Source organism: Larkinella sp. (genome assembly GCF_965227735.1).
Lineage (GTDB): Bacteria > Bacteroidota > Bacteroidia > Cytophagales > Spirosomataceae > Larkinella.
Genome location: NZ_OZ245776.1, coordinates 6163335 through 6179725 on the forward strand (window position 1 = coordinate 6163335; position 16391 = coordinate 6179725).

14 protein-coding genes are annotated in these 16391 nt (G+C 50.8%); 4 read left to right on the forward strand and 10 right to left on the reverse strand.

Going from position 1 to position 16391, the window contains the following annotated elements; all coding sequences use genetic code 11:
• Nucleotides 1–115 precede the first annotated feature (115 nt).
• From ACO064_RS24125 to ACO064_RS24155, 7 genes are all read right to left on the reverse strand, one after another.
• Nucleotides 116–1270: an ABC transporter permease gene (locus ACO064_RS24125; RefSeq protein WP_421829761.1), complete on the reverse strand. Its 1155-nt coding sequence runs from the start codon at nucleotides 1268–1270 to the stop codon at nucleotides 116–118.
• 97 nt (nucleotides 1271–1367) lie between these two features.
• The gene (locus ACO064_RS24130) at nucleotides 1368–2615 is read right to left on the reverse strand and encodes an ABC transporter permease (protein WP_421829762.1); all 1248 of its coding nucleotides are present in this window, start codon (nucleotides 2613–2615) and stop codon (nucleotides 1368–1370) included.
• A 110-nt stretch (nucleotides 2616–2725) separates the two neighbouring features.
• Entirely contained in the window at nucleotides 2726–3388 is a 663-nt protein-coding gene (locus ACO064_RS24135; RefSeq protein ID WP_421829763.1) for an ABC transporter ATP-binding protein, read from the reverse strand.
• A gap of 1 nt (nucleotide 3389) precedes the next feature.
• Nucleotides 3390–4832 carry a TolC family protein gene (locus tag ACO064_RS24140; protein ID WP_421829764.1) on the reverse strand — a complete coding sequence of 481 codons (1443 nt, stop codon included), beginning with the start codon at nucleotides 4830–4832 and terminating at the stop codon, nucleotides 3390–3392.
• A gap of 110 nt (nucleotides 4833–4942) precedes the next feature.
• Nucleotides 4943–6202, reverse strand: coding sequence for an efflux RND transporter periplasmic adaptor subunit (locus ACO064_RS24145; protein WP_421829765.1), 1260 nt, complete (start codon nucleotides 6200–6202; stop codon nucleotides 4943–4945).
• Between the two features lie 236 nt (nucleotides 6203–6438).
• Nucleotides 6439–8445: a S9 family peptidase gene (locus tag ACO064_RS24150; RefSeq protein WP_421829766.1), complete on the reverse strand. Its 2007-nt coding sequence runs from the start codon at nucleotides 8443–8445 to the stop codon at nucleotides 6439–6441.
• 195 nt (nucleotides 8446–8640) lie between these two features.
• The gene (locus ACO064_RS24155) at nucleotides 8641–9282 is read right to left on the reverse strand and encodes a cysteine hydrolase (protein WP_421829767.1); all 642 of its coding nucleotides are present in this window, start codon (nucleotides 9280–9282) and stop codon (nucleotides 8641–8643) included.
• A gap of 182 nt (nucleotides 9283–9464) precedes the next feature.
• Between ACO064_RS24155 and ACO064_RS24160 the strand changes: the two genes are divergently transcribed.
• Complete coding sequence (locus ACO064_RS24160) at nucleotides 9465–10667, forward strand: FAD-dependent oxidoreductase (protein ID WP_421829768.1); 1203 nt, start codon at nucleotides 9465–9467, stop codon at nucleotides 10665–10667.
• Nucleotides 10668–10774: 107 nt separating this feature from the next.
• On the opposite strand, the gene ACO064_RS24165 is transcribed toward ACO064_RS24160, so the two are convergent.
• Entirely contained in the window at nucleotides 10775–12037 is a 1263-nt protein-coding gene (locus tag ACO064_RS24165) for a serine hydrolase domain-containing protein (protein ID WP_421829769.1), read from the reverse strand.
• Between the two features lie 58 nt (nucleotides 12038–12095).
• Here ACO064_RS24165 and ACO064_RS24170 point away from each other — a divergent pair, with 58 nt between their 5' ends.
• On the forward strand, nucleotides 12096–13346 hold the full coding sequence (locus ACO064_RS24170; protein WP_421829770.1) for an AAA family ATPase: 1251 nt from the start codon (nucleotides 12096–12098) through the stop codon (nucleotides 13344–13346).
• Between the two features lie 9 nt (nucleotides 13347–13355).
• Nucleotides 13356–14180: a hypothetical protein gene (locus tag ACO064_RS24175; RefSeq protein ID WP_421829771.1), complete on the forward strand. Its 825-nt coding sequence runs from the start codon at nucleotides 13356–13358 to the stop codon at nucleotides 14178–14180.
• Here the strand turns inward: ACO064_RS24175 and ACO064_RS24180 are convergent.
• Both ACO064_RS24180 and ACO064_RS24185 read right to left on the reverse strand, forming a co-directional pair.
• The gene (locus ACO064_RS24180) at nucleotides 14173–14775 is read right to left on the reverse strand and encodes a Uma2 family endonuclease (RefSeq protein WP_421829772.1); all 603 of its coding nucleotides are present in this window, start codon (nucleotides 14773–14775) and stop codon (nucleotides 14173–14175) included. The genes ACO064_RS24175 and ACO064_RS24180 overlap by 8 nt on opposite strands.
• Before the next feature lie 46 nt (nucleotides 14776–14821).
• Nucleotides 14822–15742 carry an aspartate carbamoyltransferase catalytic subunit gene (locus ACO064_RS24185; RefSeq protein WP_114405778.1) on the reverse strand — a complete coding sequence of 307 codons (921 nt, stop codon included), beginning with the start codon at nucleotides 15740–15742 and terminating at the stop codon, nucleotides 14822–14824.
• A gap of 152 nt (nucleotides 15743–15894) precedes the next feature.
• On the opposite strand from ACO064_RS24185, the gene ACO064_RS24190 reads away from it, so the two are divergent.
• Entirely contained in the window at nucleotides 15895–16374 is a 480-nt protein-coding gene (locus ACO064_RS24190) for a hypothetical protein (protein WP_421829773.1), read from the forward strand.
• Nucleotides 16375–16391 lie beyond the last annotated feature (17 nt).

Genomic DNA, 16391 nt, shown 5'->3' on the forward strand with positions numbered 1-16391 from the left:
AAGTTATTTCGCAGAGTTAAGCAGAGAAAATCAGATTTTAGCTGAGTTTGCATTGAAAAACTTTTTTTCTCTGCTTAACTCTGATTGTCTCCGCTTAACTCTGCGAAACAAATACTTATTCCTCATGCAACGCCACCGCCGGTTGAATCCGGGCCGCCAGACGACTGGGGAAGAGGGCGCAGAGTGTGACGATTCCGTAAATAACGGCAATCGAAACCGCCATGGCCGTCAGGTAAATACCGGCCTGAAGATCGAAGACGTTCATCAGCGGGAACTGCATCGCGAAGAGCAAACCGATCAGCAGGGCGAAGGTAGCCAGCACCCAGATTTCGCCGATGAACTGCGTCGAAATGCCGTTTCCGGTGGCTCCTAACGCCCGGCGCAGACCAATTTCCCCCCGGCGTCTGGCGATGCTCAGGTTCAGGATACCGAACAGACCGAGGGCCACGTTGATAAGCAGGAAGCTACAGATAATCAGGAAGATAATGACCGGAACGAGGGTTATGTTGTGCTGGTTATTGCGCGAATCCGTCAGGTGATCGACCTCGACGCTCCACCCGGTTACCATCGACGCGATTGCTTTCACCATTTTCGCTTCAAAAACCGCATCGGTGCCGGGCCGCACCCGAATCAGGAACAAATCATGCCACGAAGAATTTGGGTCCAGAAGCTCAAAGAGAGCCGGTTTATTCGCCATAAATTCGCCTTTCGCTTTGAACGTATTGACGACACCCACTACCTTGAAACGGTCGCCAATGATTTTTCCCAACGGCAATTCATTCTCAAAAAATGCTTCTTTGGCCTTTTGGTTGATAACGATCGGGGTATATTTTCCGACGCTATCGGCACTTCGGTACCAACGGCCTTCTGTTACGGGCATGTTGAGTGTTCGGGCAAAATTTTCGTCGGTGGCGTAAAAGTCCGCCATAACATGTTTTTTCTTGTAGTCCACGCCGTTGCTCATCGAATTCTGCGAAAAGGGGAAGTTGCTGCTCATTTGAGTAGCCGATTCGACCTCGGGGTAAGTCTTTAACCGTTGCAAAACCCGTTGGATTTTTTCGGCCAGTTCGGTGGTATCCCGATTACTCCTCAAACTCACCGCCCAAACGTTTTCATACGTAAAACCAATAGGCTCCTGATATTTACTGACGTTATAGACCAGCAGCGAAGTGAGCCCGAAGAGCACCAGAAACGACGCCCAAATCTCCACCAGCAGCAGTGCGTGGGCTTTCTTCTTGTTCCAGATTAATTTAAAAAGATGACGGATCATAGCAGTTTTGAATGAGTGAATGATAGAATGAGTGAATTAAAAGTGAGTGATGTTACCGTGTTTGTATTCACTCATTCTATCATTCACTCATTCAAAATTAAGATTTGAGCGCTTCGGCGATTTTGAGTTTCGACATGCGCAGGGCGGGCAGGACGCCGGACAGCAGCCCGAAAACGAGGCAGACCAACAAGCTGACCAGGAAAACCGAAACATTGATGGTCAGGTCGGCGTAGGCAATCATTCCGCTGCTGTTGATCAGTTGAATAATGATCAGGGTCAGGACAAGGGCGATTCCGCCACCGATCAGCGTGATGAAAATGTTTTCGATGATGAACTGCCACATGAGGGTTCGGACGGGAGCGCCAAAGGCTTTCCGGATGCCGATTTCCGACGCCCGCTCCATGATCCGGCTGACGTTCACGTTCACCAGATTGATGGCCGGAAGCCCCATGAGCATGAGAATAATGAAGGCGATGACCCCGAAAAAGATCGTTTTTATTCCTTTGTTGCCATCCAGGAGTGTACCGGTAAAGTTTTCCAGATACGGCTCGCTTTTCACTTCCAGATACGCAAATTTATACCCATCCTGAACGCCCGGCAACGGGATTCGGGCGATGTGGCTCTGAAATTCATCCTGAATGGCCTTCAGATCGGACTTCTTTTTCGCCAGCAAAATCGCCACATAACCGCCCCGCATGCCGGTTCGCTGGTAATTACTTTTAGGCGTGGTGTACGGATAATAAACGTCGGCATACGTAAACGGTCGGGTAATCGGGCTGCCTTTCACCACCCCAATGACGCGGTAGTGAAGGTTCTCAATCTCGACGTCTTTGCCAATGACGGACGCTTCGGTTTTGCCAAAATAGTGCTTTTTGAAGTCGTCCGTAATGACGACGACCTGATCGCTGTTGGCAATGTTCTGTTCGTTATAGGGCTTTCCTTCCAGAAATTCGAAATCAGTAACTTTCCAGAAATCGGCGTCGGTAAATTTGGTGTTCAGCTTGATTTTCTGCGAACCCACGTAGGCGTTGGAGCTATTGACGAAGGTACAGATCGTGACCCGTTCGGCGGTTTTCAGCGATTTGGCGTAGTCCGTCAAAAACTTGAAACTCATCGGCCCCGAACTACCACCGGTTCTGGTCGAATCCTGGGTTCGCATCTGCATGATGTAGAGCGACCGGTCGCGTTTGGTTTCCGGGTAATGACTCCCGAACAAATGGTCGAGAAAAGAGGTCAGCACCATCAGCACCGTCAGGGTCAGGCTGATGCCAAAGAGCGTGATGAAGGTGTAAAACGGATGCCGCAAGAGCACCTTCCAGGCGATTTTGATATAGTTCGTTAGCATTTCATTGAGTGATTGAGTGATTTAGCGATTGAGTGGACGGGTGACTAAGAAAATAGAAACGTATGATCTTTGATCTATTCACTCAATCACTCATTCGCTCAATCACAATTTTATTGCACCTGCGTCCCGTCGAAAAGCCGGATCAGGCGATGCGTGCGTTTGGCCATGGTTTCGTCGTGCGTCACCATGATGATCGTGGCCCCTTCGTCGTTCAGCCCTTGCAGGATGTTCATGATTTCGTTGCCCATCGCGCTGTCGAGGTTTCCGGTCGGTTCATCGGCCAGAATGATTTCCGGTTGGCCAACGATGGCGCGGGCGATGGCGACGCGCTGTTTCTGTCCGCCCGACAATTGCTTCGGGAAGTGCTTGATGCGGTTGCTCAACCCCACTTTTTCCAGCGCTTCTTTGGCGTAGGCCTGGCGCGGTTTTCCGTTGGCCGACCGATACAACAGCGGTATTTCCACGTTGTCGACCACCGATAAGTCGTTGATCAGGTGGAAGCTTTGAAAAATGAAACCGATTTTCTCGTTGCGCAACCGGGCCAGTTCCTTGTCGCGGTAGGTCGACACCCGCTGACCATCCAGCTCCACGGTGCCTTTCGAGGGTTCGTCCAGCAGTCCCATAATGTTGAGGAGCGTCGATTTGCCGCAGCCCGACGGCCCCATGATGGAGACAAATTCACCCTTGCGGATGTTGAGGTTGATGTTGTTGAGCGCCAGCGTCTCGATGCTGCTGGTGCGGTACACTTTTTCGATGTTCGTAAGGTTGATCATGTTAGTATTTGATTTTTTCATTGCGTTCAAAATCGTACAGCGTCAGCAGGCGGATGGTGTAAAACGCCGTCCAGTAATCCCGCAGGGCCAGAATGGCATCGCGCCGGGCGCGGTCTTTTTCCTGCATGGCAATGCCTAAATCCGTGACGCTCAAGTCGCTCAGGATAAAGCGGTTTTGGGCAATCTGGTAGCGTTGCTGGCCAATGGCGTCGGCTTCGGCGGTGAGTTTAACCTGCTGTTGCAGCATTTGTAGTAGTGTCACCTGCGTATAAATCGCCTGTTCGAACGTCAGCTTGTCCTGCTCCACGGTTTGCGTCACCAACTGCTGCGTGGCTTTGGCGGTTTCGGTTCGGGCCTGGGCGCGTCCCCAGGTCATGATGGGCAGCACAAATTGCACTTCCAGGTATTCCCGATCCTGCGGACGAATGTAAATATCGCCCAGATTAGCGCCCCGGTTCGACAAACCAAAGGCCGCATTCAGTGTGGCATTCAGGCCGTTGTCTTTGCGGGCTTTGTCCACATCGCGCTGGGCTTCCAGGGCTTTTCGCCGGAAGGCAATGGCGTCGGAGCGGTTGTTGAACGCTTCATTCAAGGCTTTCTGAACGTCGATGGTAAGTTCGGTAATCTGGGTCGGCACCACTAGTTCCAGTTTCCGGTCGTCGCGGTAGCCCATATACGAACGCAGGCTCAGCGAAGCAATTTCGGCATTCTGGCGGGCCGACGCGAACTCTTTTTTGGCCGTCAAAACGCCCATTTGCAATTGCAGGATGTCATTTTGCGAAATCTTGCCGAGTTCCAGTTTGTGTTGGGCTATTTTATAGAGCGTGTCGTTGTTGCTCAGGTTTTTTTCGGCGATCTGCAAATTGACCTGCGCCACCAGCAAATCGAAATAATAGCCCGTGGCCGAAACCGTCACTTTCTCCATCGACTCGATGAAAAACTGGTTGCTTTCTTCAAATTTCAACGGCTCGATTCGGCGGTCCCACTTCATTTGGTTGAACTGAAACAGCGGCTGCCGGAGTCCGACCGCAAACGGAATGCCGTTGTACAGCCGGTTATTTCGCTGGAAATCGTCGAACCGCTGAATCTGTTTCTGCACAAAAACCGACCCGCCGGTTGGCGCAATGTTCTGGCTCAGCGAGAGGTTCAAAACCGAATTGTTGTTGGAAATCGGCTGGAAGCTAATCGTTCCGTCGGGCTGCGTTACCTGGATAAACGACCGTTCAAAGTTGGGCAGCGAACCGTCGAGGCTCAGTTGCGGTTTAAAACCCGCCTGAAACGTCCGGTATTGCCAGTAACTCGTTTGCTTCTGCGTGGCCGCCTGTTTCGCCGAAATTGACTGCGACTTCGCCATTTGCACCACCTCGTCCAGCGTCAGCAACTGCGGTTGGGCGACGGCAATGGAGCTAATCAGGAGAAGTAGCTGCGTGTATAAGGTTCTCATTAATGTAATTGTCTTTGACGGGAACACGGATTGGACGGATCGAACGGATTTTAACTGATTTATCCGTTTGTTATCTGTTCCATCCGTCCGATCCGGGTTCCCATCAGAAATCAGTTAGTTTTGTTGTCGATGGTGATTTCCTGCAAATGCTCGAACTCGCTCAAATCGGTGATGATGATCTTCTCGCCCGGCTGAATCCCGCTTTTGATCTCCACGTAATCGAAGTTGGACAGACCGACCTGCACCTCCCGGCGTTGGGCGATTCCCTGGTTAGTCAGAATGTAAACAAACTGATTTTTCTTGCCTTTAAACGCCGGTCCGTTGGCCACCCGAACGGCTTTGGCGGTCTGGCTGGTTACCACGAAGACTTCCACTTTCATGTTGGGGCGCAACGACGCGTGGTGGTTGTCGTTCAGTTGCACCACAAACTGGATGACGCCGTTTTTTACCGACGGTTTTACCTGCGTAATGAGGCCGCGCAAATTGGTTTCGTTGACCTTGACGATGACCGGCAAACCGGCTTTCACCTGATCGGCGTAGACATCGGAGCAGGAACCTTCAATCCGAAAACTGCCCAGATCGGCCAGTTTCGCCAGAATTTCGCCTTCGTTGACCGCCGAACCGATGTTTTCGTTCACCCAGGTCAGCACGCCGGGGCGGTCGGCGATGATGTTGGCCTGATTCAGTTTCCGATCCAGTTCGCTCAGGTTTTTTTCCTCGATCTGAGCCTGCAAGGTGGTTTCTTTCAGGCTGGCGCCCATCGACTGACGGTTGTAGGAAAGGTCGTTTTCCAGTTTTTTCTTTTCCAGTTCGGCAATGCGAAGGCTGTTTTCGGCGCGGGTAACGTCTTCCTGCGTCTGCCCCCCGACTTTCAGCAGGCGTCGGGCATCTTCCAGTTCGGCTTTCAGGCGGTTGATGTTGAGAGATTTGATCTGGTCGTCGGCTTCAGCATCGAAGAGGTTTTTGTTAAGCTTCATCCGCAATTGCTCGATGCTGTTGCGTTTGAGGGCCAACTGATCCTTCATTTTTTCGAATTCGATGAGGGTCAGCGATTTGTCCAGATCCAGAATGGCCTGACCCGGTTTGATCTGCGTACCGGGGGTCAGCAAAACGCGCCGGATGCTGGCGCGGATGGGGCTGGTGATGATTTGTTCGTAGGCCGGAATGACTTCACCCGTGGCGCTCAGCGAATTCTCGACCGGGCCAATCTCCGCCGTCGCTGTCCGGATGCGCGAGGCTTCGACGGATGTCTTTAAAACACGCCGGAAGAAGTAAATCGCGACTCCGGCAACGACCAGCACGACGAAGACAATGAGGTAATTTTTGGTCCGGCTTTGCCTGACAATTTCGGGGGCTAATTCTCTGTCCATTTGTTGTCTTCCTGTTGACAGAGACTATTCAAACGATGTGCCAGTCATTAATTGGTTGATCGTTAGCGGTTTGTAGATTTTTTGGTTTTCAAAAAGTGTGCGGTTTCGCACGGGTTGTGCGGGCTTTAAACATAAAAAATGCCCCATTGATACGGGGCATAAATTTTAATTAAGTGAACCGGCAACCGCTGACAGGGCCCCTGGCCGTAGCGACGGCCAGGCGCTGTCAGGGTTTCTTAGGGTTTTTTATCCGCTAACTGCACGGTTTTTACATCCACCGTGATCTCCTTCAACCGGTTGGCTACGTTCTCCGGCATGGATTCCTGAAACCGCCCGCCGAGGTGTTTGGCCAGAAATTTCTCTGCCAGGGCCAGCATCGCCATGTTGTTGACGGGCCGCGCAAAACCGTGGCCTTCGTCGGGCGCACAGAGGTATTCGACCGGAAAACCACGGTCGCGGAGGGCTACCACAATCTGATCAGACTCGGCTTTGTTGACGCGCGGGTCGTTGGCACCCTGCACCACCAGTAAGGGTGATTTGATTTTGTCGGCCGAAAACAGGGGCGATTGTTTCATCAACTGCGCTTTGCCTTCGGGCGTGTTGGGGTCGCCCATGCGCTCGTAGAAGGTTTTCCGAACCGACTCCCAGTAGGGCGGAATTGAGTTCAGCAGCGTGATGATGTTGGACGGCGCGACGATGGCGACGCCAGCCGCGTAGACGTCGGGCGTGAAGGCCAGGCCCGCCAGCGTGGCATACCCGCCGTAGGAACCGCCCATGATGCCGACGCGCTTCGGATCGGCAATGCCCTGATCGATCAGGTATTTGACGCCCCAGGTGATGTCGTCCTGCATTTTTTCGCCCCACTGTTTGTTGCCCGCGTTCAGAAACTGCTTGCCGTAGCCGGTCGACGACCGGAAATTCATGGACAAAACCGCATAGCCCCGATTCGCCAGAAACTGGTGGTACGCGTTATACCCCCAGGCATCCCGCGCCCACGGGCCGCCGTGGGGAACAATCACCACCGGTAAGTTTTTGTGGTCGAGGCCCTTGGGCAGGGTCAGAAACGCCGGGATTTCCAGGCCGTCCGACGATTTATACCGGATGGCTTCCATCCGCGCCAGGTCGTTAATCGGCAGTTTAGGGCGCGGGCGGTATTGAAACGTCAGTTCCTTGGTTTTGCGGTCGAACAGAAACGTGGCGCCGGGGTCGGTGTCGCTCGTGGCCGACAGCAGCCAGTATTGCTTATCGTCGGTGGACGAACCGAACAGAATATCGACGCCCGGAAGCTCGCGCAGAATGAACTGAAAGTCTTTTTCAAACAGTTTGTCTTTCCAGTACCGGCGTAGCCGGTCGTCGGTGTAGGTCGTAAAGATGGGTTCCCGGGTTACTTCCGAAATAAGAATGCTCCCGAAATCCACCTTTTTCATCGGATCAGATTCGACCGATTGCTCTTTCAGCGAAACCGGGTTGAGCAGAATCAGTTTTTGAAGATCCGACTTGTCTTTGTTGGTGACCAGATAAACCCGCTGGTTATCCTTATGAAAACCAATGGGATAGCTGGTTTCGTAAATCGTCGTGGAATAGATTTTGGTCATACCCGCGTCATCGACCCGCAGGATCTCTGAACTGCCGTCGGCTGCGGTGCTGGTGGCCAGCCGCAGTTTGTCGTCCCAGTCAAAAATCCAGCCGGTGACGCGGTCGGTATTCTTGCGAACGAGCGTTTTTTCGCCGGTGGTCAGGTTCAGTTTATAAAGGTCGTGCCAAGCTTTATCGCGGTCGTTCAGGCCAATATACAGCGTGTTGGGGTCGGTTTTGGGAACGCGGTAGATAGCCGTCCGCACCCCGTTGACATCGGTCAGGTTGCGGGCCGCCGGGACGGTGCTGGCTTTCAGACCTTCGGAAGGGCTGACCGCGTAGATGTTGAAATTCTCATTTCCGCCCTTGTCCTGCACGTAAAGCACGTATTTGCCATCCCGCGACCAGAAATAACTGGCAATGGGCCGGGTGGTGTCGGCAGTCACCGGTTTGGCCGCCGTGAACGGATCATCGCGTTTTTTGACCCAGATGTTGCGGGTTCCTTTATACGGTTTGATGAACGACATGTAGGCCCCATCGGGCGAAAGCTGCGCACCAATAATTTCGGGATCGCCAAAAATCAACTGCCGGTCGATGAGCGCCGGAACCTGGGCTATTGCCGCCGTAGCCAGCCAAAACGTAAAAAACAGCAGGGATACCTTCTTCATAACAACGGGTGGTCAAGGATGCAGGCGGTAAGTTAAAGAAAAAAGAGGTTGAAATCGAGGGGAGTGCCTTGGTGTGGTAGTTGAAAAGAGAGAATTTTAAATGGTAAATGATGAACGCTAAATGTAAAAGTATTCAGGTGCCGTTCACTTTTACATTTAGCGTTCATCATTTACCATTTAAAATTCTTTTCTTCTTTACGCCGAGTATCCGCGTCCTTCAATTTCCGTCATCTTTTCGCCCGACAGTTCGTCCAGAAATTGGTCGTGGGTCATCGGTTTGGAGAACATGGGAAAGTTTTTGGCGCAGGCAAATTTCTGTTCCTCTTCGCTCAGGGTGGCCGTACAGTCGGTTAAGGTGATCACTTCAAAGCCTTTTTCATAACCGGAGCGCATCGTCGATTCCACGCAGCAGTTCGTCAGAAAACCGCCCAGTGCAATGGTTTCGATGCCTTTGCTGCGGAGAATGAAATCCAGGTTGGTGCTGGCGAACGCATCGAGGCCGCGTTTGCCTTCCAGAACAATCTCGCCCGATTCCGGCTTCACCTCATCGACAATCTCGACGCCCCAACTGCCTTTCCGAAACGACTGACTATCGACCACGCCTTTTAGAATGCCGTAGGGATGAGCGGTAATCTCATAATAACCTTCGTGAAAACTGATTGGTGAATGGATGATCGTAACCCCGGCTTCCCGGGCTTTGGTCAGAACGTCTTTCGTATTCTCCAGCATGTTGGTGGAGTCCATCACGCCTTTGACGGCGTCGTGCAGGCTGCCTCCCGGTGAGGTAAAATCGTTTTGGTACTCGATCAGGACCAGGGCGGTTTTGGATGCATTCATGGCTTGTGGGTTGTGTTAAATGGTGAACGTTAAAGCTAGACAATTCAGGTGGTATTGAAAAGCAACGCGCCCGGTCGGTTGGAATTGTACGCTCGTCGGCCAAAAATGGCGGTTCACGAAAACCGGCGGGCATGATTGGTCAGGCTGTTCTACTTTTGGATCATTCAATCAGCAGAACGACCATGACGACTCCCCAGAAAGCCCTCATCATCGGTTGCGGCATTGCCGGCCCGGTGGTAGCCCTTTTTTTACAACAGGCAGGCATCGACGCCGAAATCTACGAATCTCAACCCGCCGGTCTGGACGAAGCAGGTGCGTTTCTGAATCTGGCCCCCAACGGGGTTAACGTGTTGAAAGCGCTGGAAATCGATCACCTGCTGGAAAAAGATGGTTTTCATTCGGTGGGAATGGATTTCTTCAATAGTGACGGCAAGCAGTTGGCTCAACTGGAAAGCTGCGATGAAGAGAAGCGGTTTGGGAGTCACAATGTCATGATCAAACGGGGGCAGTTGCACCAGATCCTGCGCGACGAAGCCCTCCGGCGGAAGATTCCGGTTCGGTATGGCAAAAAACTCAGCGGGATTCAACTCAACGGTTTTCAGGGCGTAACGGCCCGTTTTGAAGACGGCTCGCAAGCTGAGGGGAATTTTCTGATCGGATGTGACGGAATTCACTCCCAAACCCGTCAACTGATTTTTCCGAACGCCCCCAAACCGGCTTACACCGGGGTTGTCGATTGTGGCGGTTTTGCCCAATGCCCACCCGGGTTGTCGACCTCCGGGGCCATGCAAATGATCTTCGGGAAAAAAGCGTTTTTCGGGTATATCGCCAAACCAGATGGCGAGGTCTATTGGTTTAGCAACGTGGCCTGGCCCAACGAACCGAAGCGGAACGAACTGAACGCTATGTCCAGCGAAGCCTGGCGGCAGCAGTTGCTCCGCAACCACGGCAACGATCCGGCCCCGGTTCCGGAGCTTATTCAGTCGACCCCCGGCGACATCGGCAAATGGCCGGTCTACGACCTGCCGTCGCTGCCGGCCTGGCACAAGGGGCCAGTTTGTCTGGTGGGGGATGCCGCCCATGCGACCTCTCCCCATTCGGGACAGGGCGCATCGCTGGCTCTGGAAGATGCCGCCGTGCTGGCCCAGTGCCTGCGCGATTCGCTGAAGGTGGAACACGCTTTTTCGAAGTTCGAGAGCCTGCGCCGGGAGCGGGTCGAGAAGATTGTCCGCCAGGCCCGGCGTATGGGCAACGGAAAAGTAGCCACCAATCCCATCGCTGTCTGGTTCCGCGATCTGGTATTGCCGTTTTTCATCAAACAGGGCGCCAAAGCCTCGGAAGCCATGTTGTCGTATAAGGTTGAGTGGGAGAAGGAAGTAGTGTAATATGTTGAATAATAAATATCGAATAATGAATATCGAAGTGATTGGTCCGCTGCTTTTTACTTCGATATTCCGTATTCATCATTCGATATTCGTTATTTCTGACCGATTTACTCCAGTGCCTGATACACTGCAATTTTAAATTTTCGTCGGAATTCGGTGGAGTGGGCGTAGGGCTGTACGTTGGTGAAAACCAGCAGAATCAGGTTTTCTTTCGGATCGATGGTGTATTCGGAGCAATACATACCGCCCCAACCGAACGTACCCGGACTGGTTTCGTTGCCATAGCTGCTTTCTGGTGTAACGAGTTGAAAACCAAGCCCGAATTTGTCGTTGTAATTGCTGGTTTTGGCATCGCCAATCTGGTTACGCAGCATCATTTCGACGGTTTTCCGCCCCAGAATTCGTTTGTTGTTGAAGCTGCCGCCGTTGAGCATCATCTGGCAGAATTTGGCGTAGTCTTCCACCGTGCTGACCAACCCGGCTCCGCCCGAAAAATAGGTTTTGGCACCTTCCACCGCAAACGAGCGGTAAGCGTTGTTTTCGTGTAGGGTCAGCGGTTTTTCGGTGCTGCTTTTGGAGTAGAGTTCCACCAGCCGACTGGCTTTGTTGGCGGGAAGGTAAAAATAGGTATCGTTCATGCCAACCGGTTCCAGCACCCGTTCGCGCAGGGCCACATCCAACGGTTTTCCGGCCAGAATTTCAATCAGGCGGCCAATGATGTCGGTATTCAACCCATATACGAAGGCTTCTCCGGGATCTTTGGTGAGTGGGCGGGCGGCAATCCGATTGACGACGTCTTCGAGTTTATCCGGTTGGATGGAGTTGTAAAACGGCACTTTGAATTCCGGGCGCTGGTCGAGCGGATGGTCGTAGGGAATCCCGGCGTTGTGGCTCAGCAACTGCCGGATGGTCACTTCGCTTTTCGCCGGGCGGGTTTCGTAGGTGCCTTTCTCTTTATCGACGCTCACCAGCACGCGCGGATTTTTGAACGCCGGAATGTATTTGGAAATGGGGTCGTCGAGCAGGAATTTCTCTTCTTCAAACAAGGTCATCAGCGCAACCGTCACCACGGCTTTCGACTGGGAGGCAATGCGGTACAGATCGTCGCGTTTGAGCGGGGTTTTCTTCTCCACATTGCTGTAACCGAACGCTTTGTAATGAACAATCTTGCCATTCCGGGCGACGAACGTGACGGCATTGGGGGCAATCCCTTTGTCGATGAAACTTTGCAGGTAGTCATCCAGGCGTTTGAGCCTTTCGGCGGAGAATCCGGCATCGGCGGGGGATTTGGCGGTGGTGAAGGTTTGGGTGGGTTGGGCAACGGCAAGATTGACGGTAAGCAGGAAGCTTAAAAGTATGTATTTAACCATGTACGGTATTGGTGGTTATGGGGTAAAGACGTAATTTTCATCAAAAATGGGAAAAAGTATGACACCGCGCGTCTGGTTCAAAAGTATTTCGCTGGAAAATGTCCGCTCGTTTGGTACGAAGCAGACGATCGATTTTACGGATAAGGACGGAAATGCTGCGCAGTGGAATGTGATTTTGGGCGATAATGGAACGGGGAAGACGACGGTTTTGAAGTGTTTATACAATGCTGTCCAAAGTCCTTATGAATTTAATACGAAGCTCCATTTACATTTCGGACTGCATAGGAAATCTAATAAAGATGTTAATGTTGACGGTATTATTTCAATTAATGGAAAAGATAACTCAATTGGTTTCAAGCTTGAAAGTAAAGGTAAAATTGGAATAAGCTATGGGAGTCAAATGGACTATTATAAGCCTATATCTAAAATAATTTTTTCAAATATTAATCTTGATGAAATTAATATTTTTGCTTATGGGGCATCAAGAAATATCGGCACTTCGGCTATTTCAGAAGATAATAATGAATCAGTAGATACTTTATTTATAGATAATGCAAATCTAATTAATGCAGAAGAGTGGCTATTACAAGCTGATTATCTTTCTTACAAAGACCCGAAATTGACAGGTAGATATGGCCTAGTTAAAGAAATTTTATTGTCTTTACTTAAAGAGCAAGTACTGGATATCTATATTGATACTACTCAAAATACTCCGAAAGTCATATTTAAGACAATTTACGGCGATGTACGTCTGCATCAATTAAGCTTAGGTTACAAAACTCTAATTGCCTGGGTAGTTGATTTCGCTAAACGATTATTAGATCGTTATGGTAGTGATGAACCTTTGACTAAACCCGCCATCTGCTTAGTAGATGAAATAGACCTGCATTTACATCCCAAATTTCAGCGGACTATTATTCAGTTTTTAACGGAAACCTTTCCGAATACGCAGTTTATTGTTACGGCGCACAGTCCGTTGATTGTGCAGTCGGCGGGGGATGCCAATATCATTCTGTTGAAGCGGGTAGGGGATGAAGTACACGTTGAGAATGATCCGGTCGATGTGCGCAACTGGCGATTGGATCAAATCTTATCCAGTGAATTATTTGGAATTGAATATAAAACTTTACAAATGCGTCGTGAGCGTGATAAACTTCTGGGAAAGAATGTGTTAAGTGAACAGGAACATAACCGGTTACTAGAATTAAATGCGGAACTGGATTCAGTTCCTTTCAGTAGCGACCCGGCGGAAATGAAAGCCGAAACCATCATTTACCAGTTAGCCGAAGCATTACGTGACCGAATGTAGTCTGAAAGTATGATACACATTGAAAAATCTACAGCCGTTCCGGTCATATTGGTAACTAAAGGCGAGCTGGAAACCAGTTCTTTATGCAATTTATATTCCGGTAATCCAGAGGGGTACAGTAACGGGACGGTAAAATTTACAATGAATAACGCGGTTTTTGGACACGAATCTGTAAAGAGTCAACTCATTGCGGAGCAGCATGGAAAATGTTGTTTCTGTGAATCAGATTTTAGGGCTACCAGTTTTGGTGATGTAGAGCATTACCGGCCTAAAGGCGGCTACAAAAAGACATCACAAGATCGTCAATTAAACCGACCGGGGTACTATTGGTTAGCCTACAATTGGGAGAATTTGTTCTTCTCCTGTGAAGTATGCAATCGGCGGGAAAAGAAAAATTATTTTCCCATCATCGATGAAATGAATCGGGCGATAAATCACATGCACGATATCTTGGTTGAGCAACCACTACTGCTTCACCCTTCATTGGATTATCCGGAAAAACATATTCGGTTTAATCAACATGTACCGGTTGCATTGGATGAACGTGGAAAAGTGTCGATTGAAGGGTATGGACTGGATAGGGAAGAATTAAATCGAATCCGGGAGCGTCATTATTGGGCTATTATGCATAGCTTGATTCTCGCAAAATACGACCCGATTTCGATGAGTGAAGAACTCAAGAACGAGCTTTGTGAAGAATTAAAACAGCCTTGGTCTCTTCTTGAATTGGCAATATTTAATGCAAAAAAGATGGTTCAGAATGCGGCTAAAAGCGATCAACCGTTTGCCAATATGGTTCGGTCTAACTTTCCTGAATTATCGAAATCTAGGTAAGTTGTAAGGTTATTGTAATCTCAAACCCTTCCAAAACCGCTTCCCCCGAAAGCATCACCTGCTCGCCCGTCTGAATCTCAATCGCTCCGGTTTCCCGATAAATGAAGACGGTTTTCTCGATCCGGTCGATGAGCCAGCCGAGCCGACAGCCGTTTTCGCGGTATTCTTCCATTTTGGCTTTGAGTTCCTGGGTCGAATCCGTTTTGGATCGGATTTCGATCACAAAATCAGGGCAAATAGGGGCGAACTTTTCCTGCTTTTCTTTGGGCAATTGATCCCAGCGATCCTTACGAATCCAAGACACATCCGGCGACCGAACGGCCGAGTTGGGAAGTGTGAAACCAGTCGATGAATCGAATACGTAGCCCGCTTGCTTTTTGCGGTTCCAACTCCATACTTCGCCATTGAGGTTGGCGTTATAACGTCCTGTTTCTGATCCGGTGGGGGGTATAAGAATAATATTTCCGTCGGCATCACGCTCCAGACGCAGATCCTGATTAGCCTGACACAAGGCAAAAAAGTACTCGTCGTCAAACCGGTATTGACGGGGCGGGTGAAGTGTCAGGTGGTCGGAAGTCTGAATGGTTGCAAGCATGAGACAAGGCCTTTTACCAAATATAACACAAATGACAGAATAGTGCCTACATCTGCGCCAGCAGATACAAAACCGCCATCCGAACCGCCACGCCGTTTTCCACCTGATCCAGAATAATCGAATGATGCGAATCGGCCGCGTCGGAGGTCAGTTCGACGCCCCGGTTGATGGGGCCGGGGTGCATCAGCACAATCGGGCGGTCGAGTTCGTCCAGCATCTTCTTGGAAATCCCGTAGTAGAGCGAATATTCCCGCAGCGACGGGAAATACTTGATCTGCTGCCGTTCCAGTTGAATCCGCAGCACGTTGGCGACATCGCACCAGTTGAGGGCTTCCCGAACGTCATGGCTCACCTTCACGCCCAGCTCGTTGATGTGTTTGGGAATCAGCGTCGTAGGGCCACAAACCATCACCTCCGCGCCTTGTTTTTGCAGACAGAAAATGTTCGACAAGGCCACACGGGAGTGCAGAATATCACCGATGATGGCCACGCGTTTGCCCGCGACATCACCCAGCTTGTCCTGAATGGAAAACGAATCGAGCAGGGCTTGGGTCGGGTGTTCGTGGGTGCCATCGCCCGCGTTGACCACGTTGGCTTTGATGCGGTCCGACAAGTAATGTGGGGCGCCGGGGCTGCTGTGGCGCATGACGATCATATCGACCTTCATCGCCAGAATGTTGTTGACGGTATCCAGCAACGTCTCGCCCTTTTTAACCGAACTGCCCGAAGCCGAAAAATTGACCACATCGGCCGATAACCGCTTTTCGGCCAGCTCGAACGACAGCCGGGTGCGGGTCGAATTTTCGAAAAAAACGTTGGCAATCGTGATATCGCGCAGCGACGGCACTTTTTTGATGGGTCGGTTGATGACGTCTTTGAACTCGCGAGCCGTTCCCAAAATGAGCTGAATGTCGTTCTCGGTCAGGTTCTTAATGCCCAGCAGGTGTCGGACGCTGAGTTGTTGCATGGCGCGAATGAGGAGGAAAAGTTTGGCAAAGATAGCTTTTGCAACGGCGGTTTTCAAATTCAGGGCCGACTTAATCGGTCTGATAACCTTTTCACTTTTCCGGGATAAGCAAGTGACAAACGCATCATCACCTTCTCATCGCCTTCGGTACCATGATCCGGCAACTGACTTATCATCCCGTTTTTCTACGGACTGGCGTTGCGATCCGGCAACTCCTCCTCCGGTTTGCACTGAGCCTGACGCTGGTTTTCACGACCTTGTTTTTCACGAACACGACCGTGGCCTATTATCGAAATTTCTACCAAATCCGGGAAACCGGGCAGTCGATGACCATGATCGTCCAGCGAACTGAGCGAACCCTGGTGGGGAAAGGCACGCAAAAAAGTCGGGCGAAACTGTTTCGCTACCAGGCGGTTTTTCAATTCCGGAATCAGGAGCGGACGATGCCGGTTTCGAAAGGTTTGTATGAGAGTTTGAAGCCGGGAGATCCGGTTATGGTGCTGTACGGCGCAGAACAGGACGGTTTTATACCGGCCAACGATCCGGCCGATCACCGCCATCTGATTACACCCCTGATTTTTTGGGTGGTTTTTGTCGTAACGCTATTGGTACCGATCCCACGCGGTTTTTAACTGATTTTGAATACTTT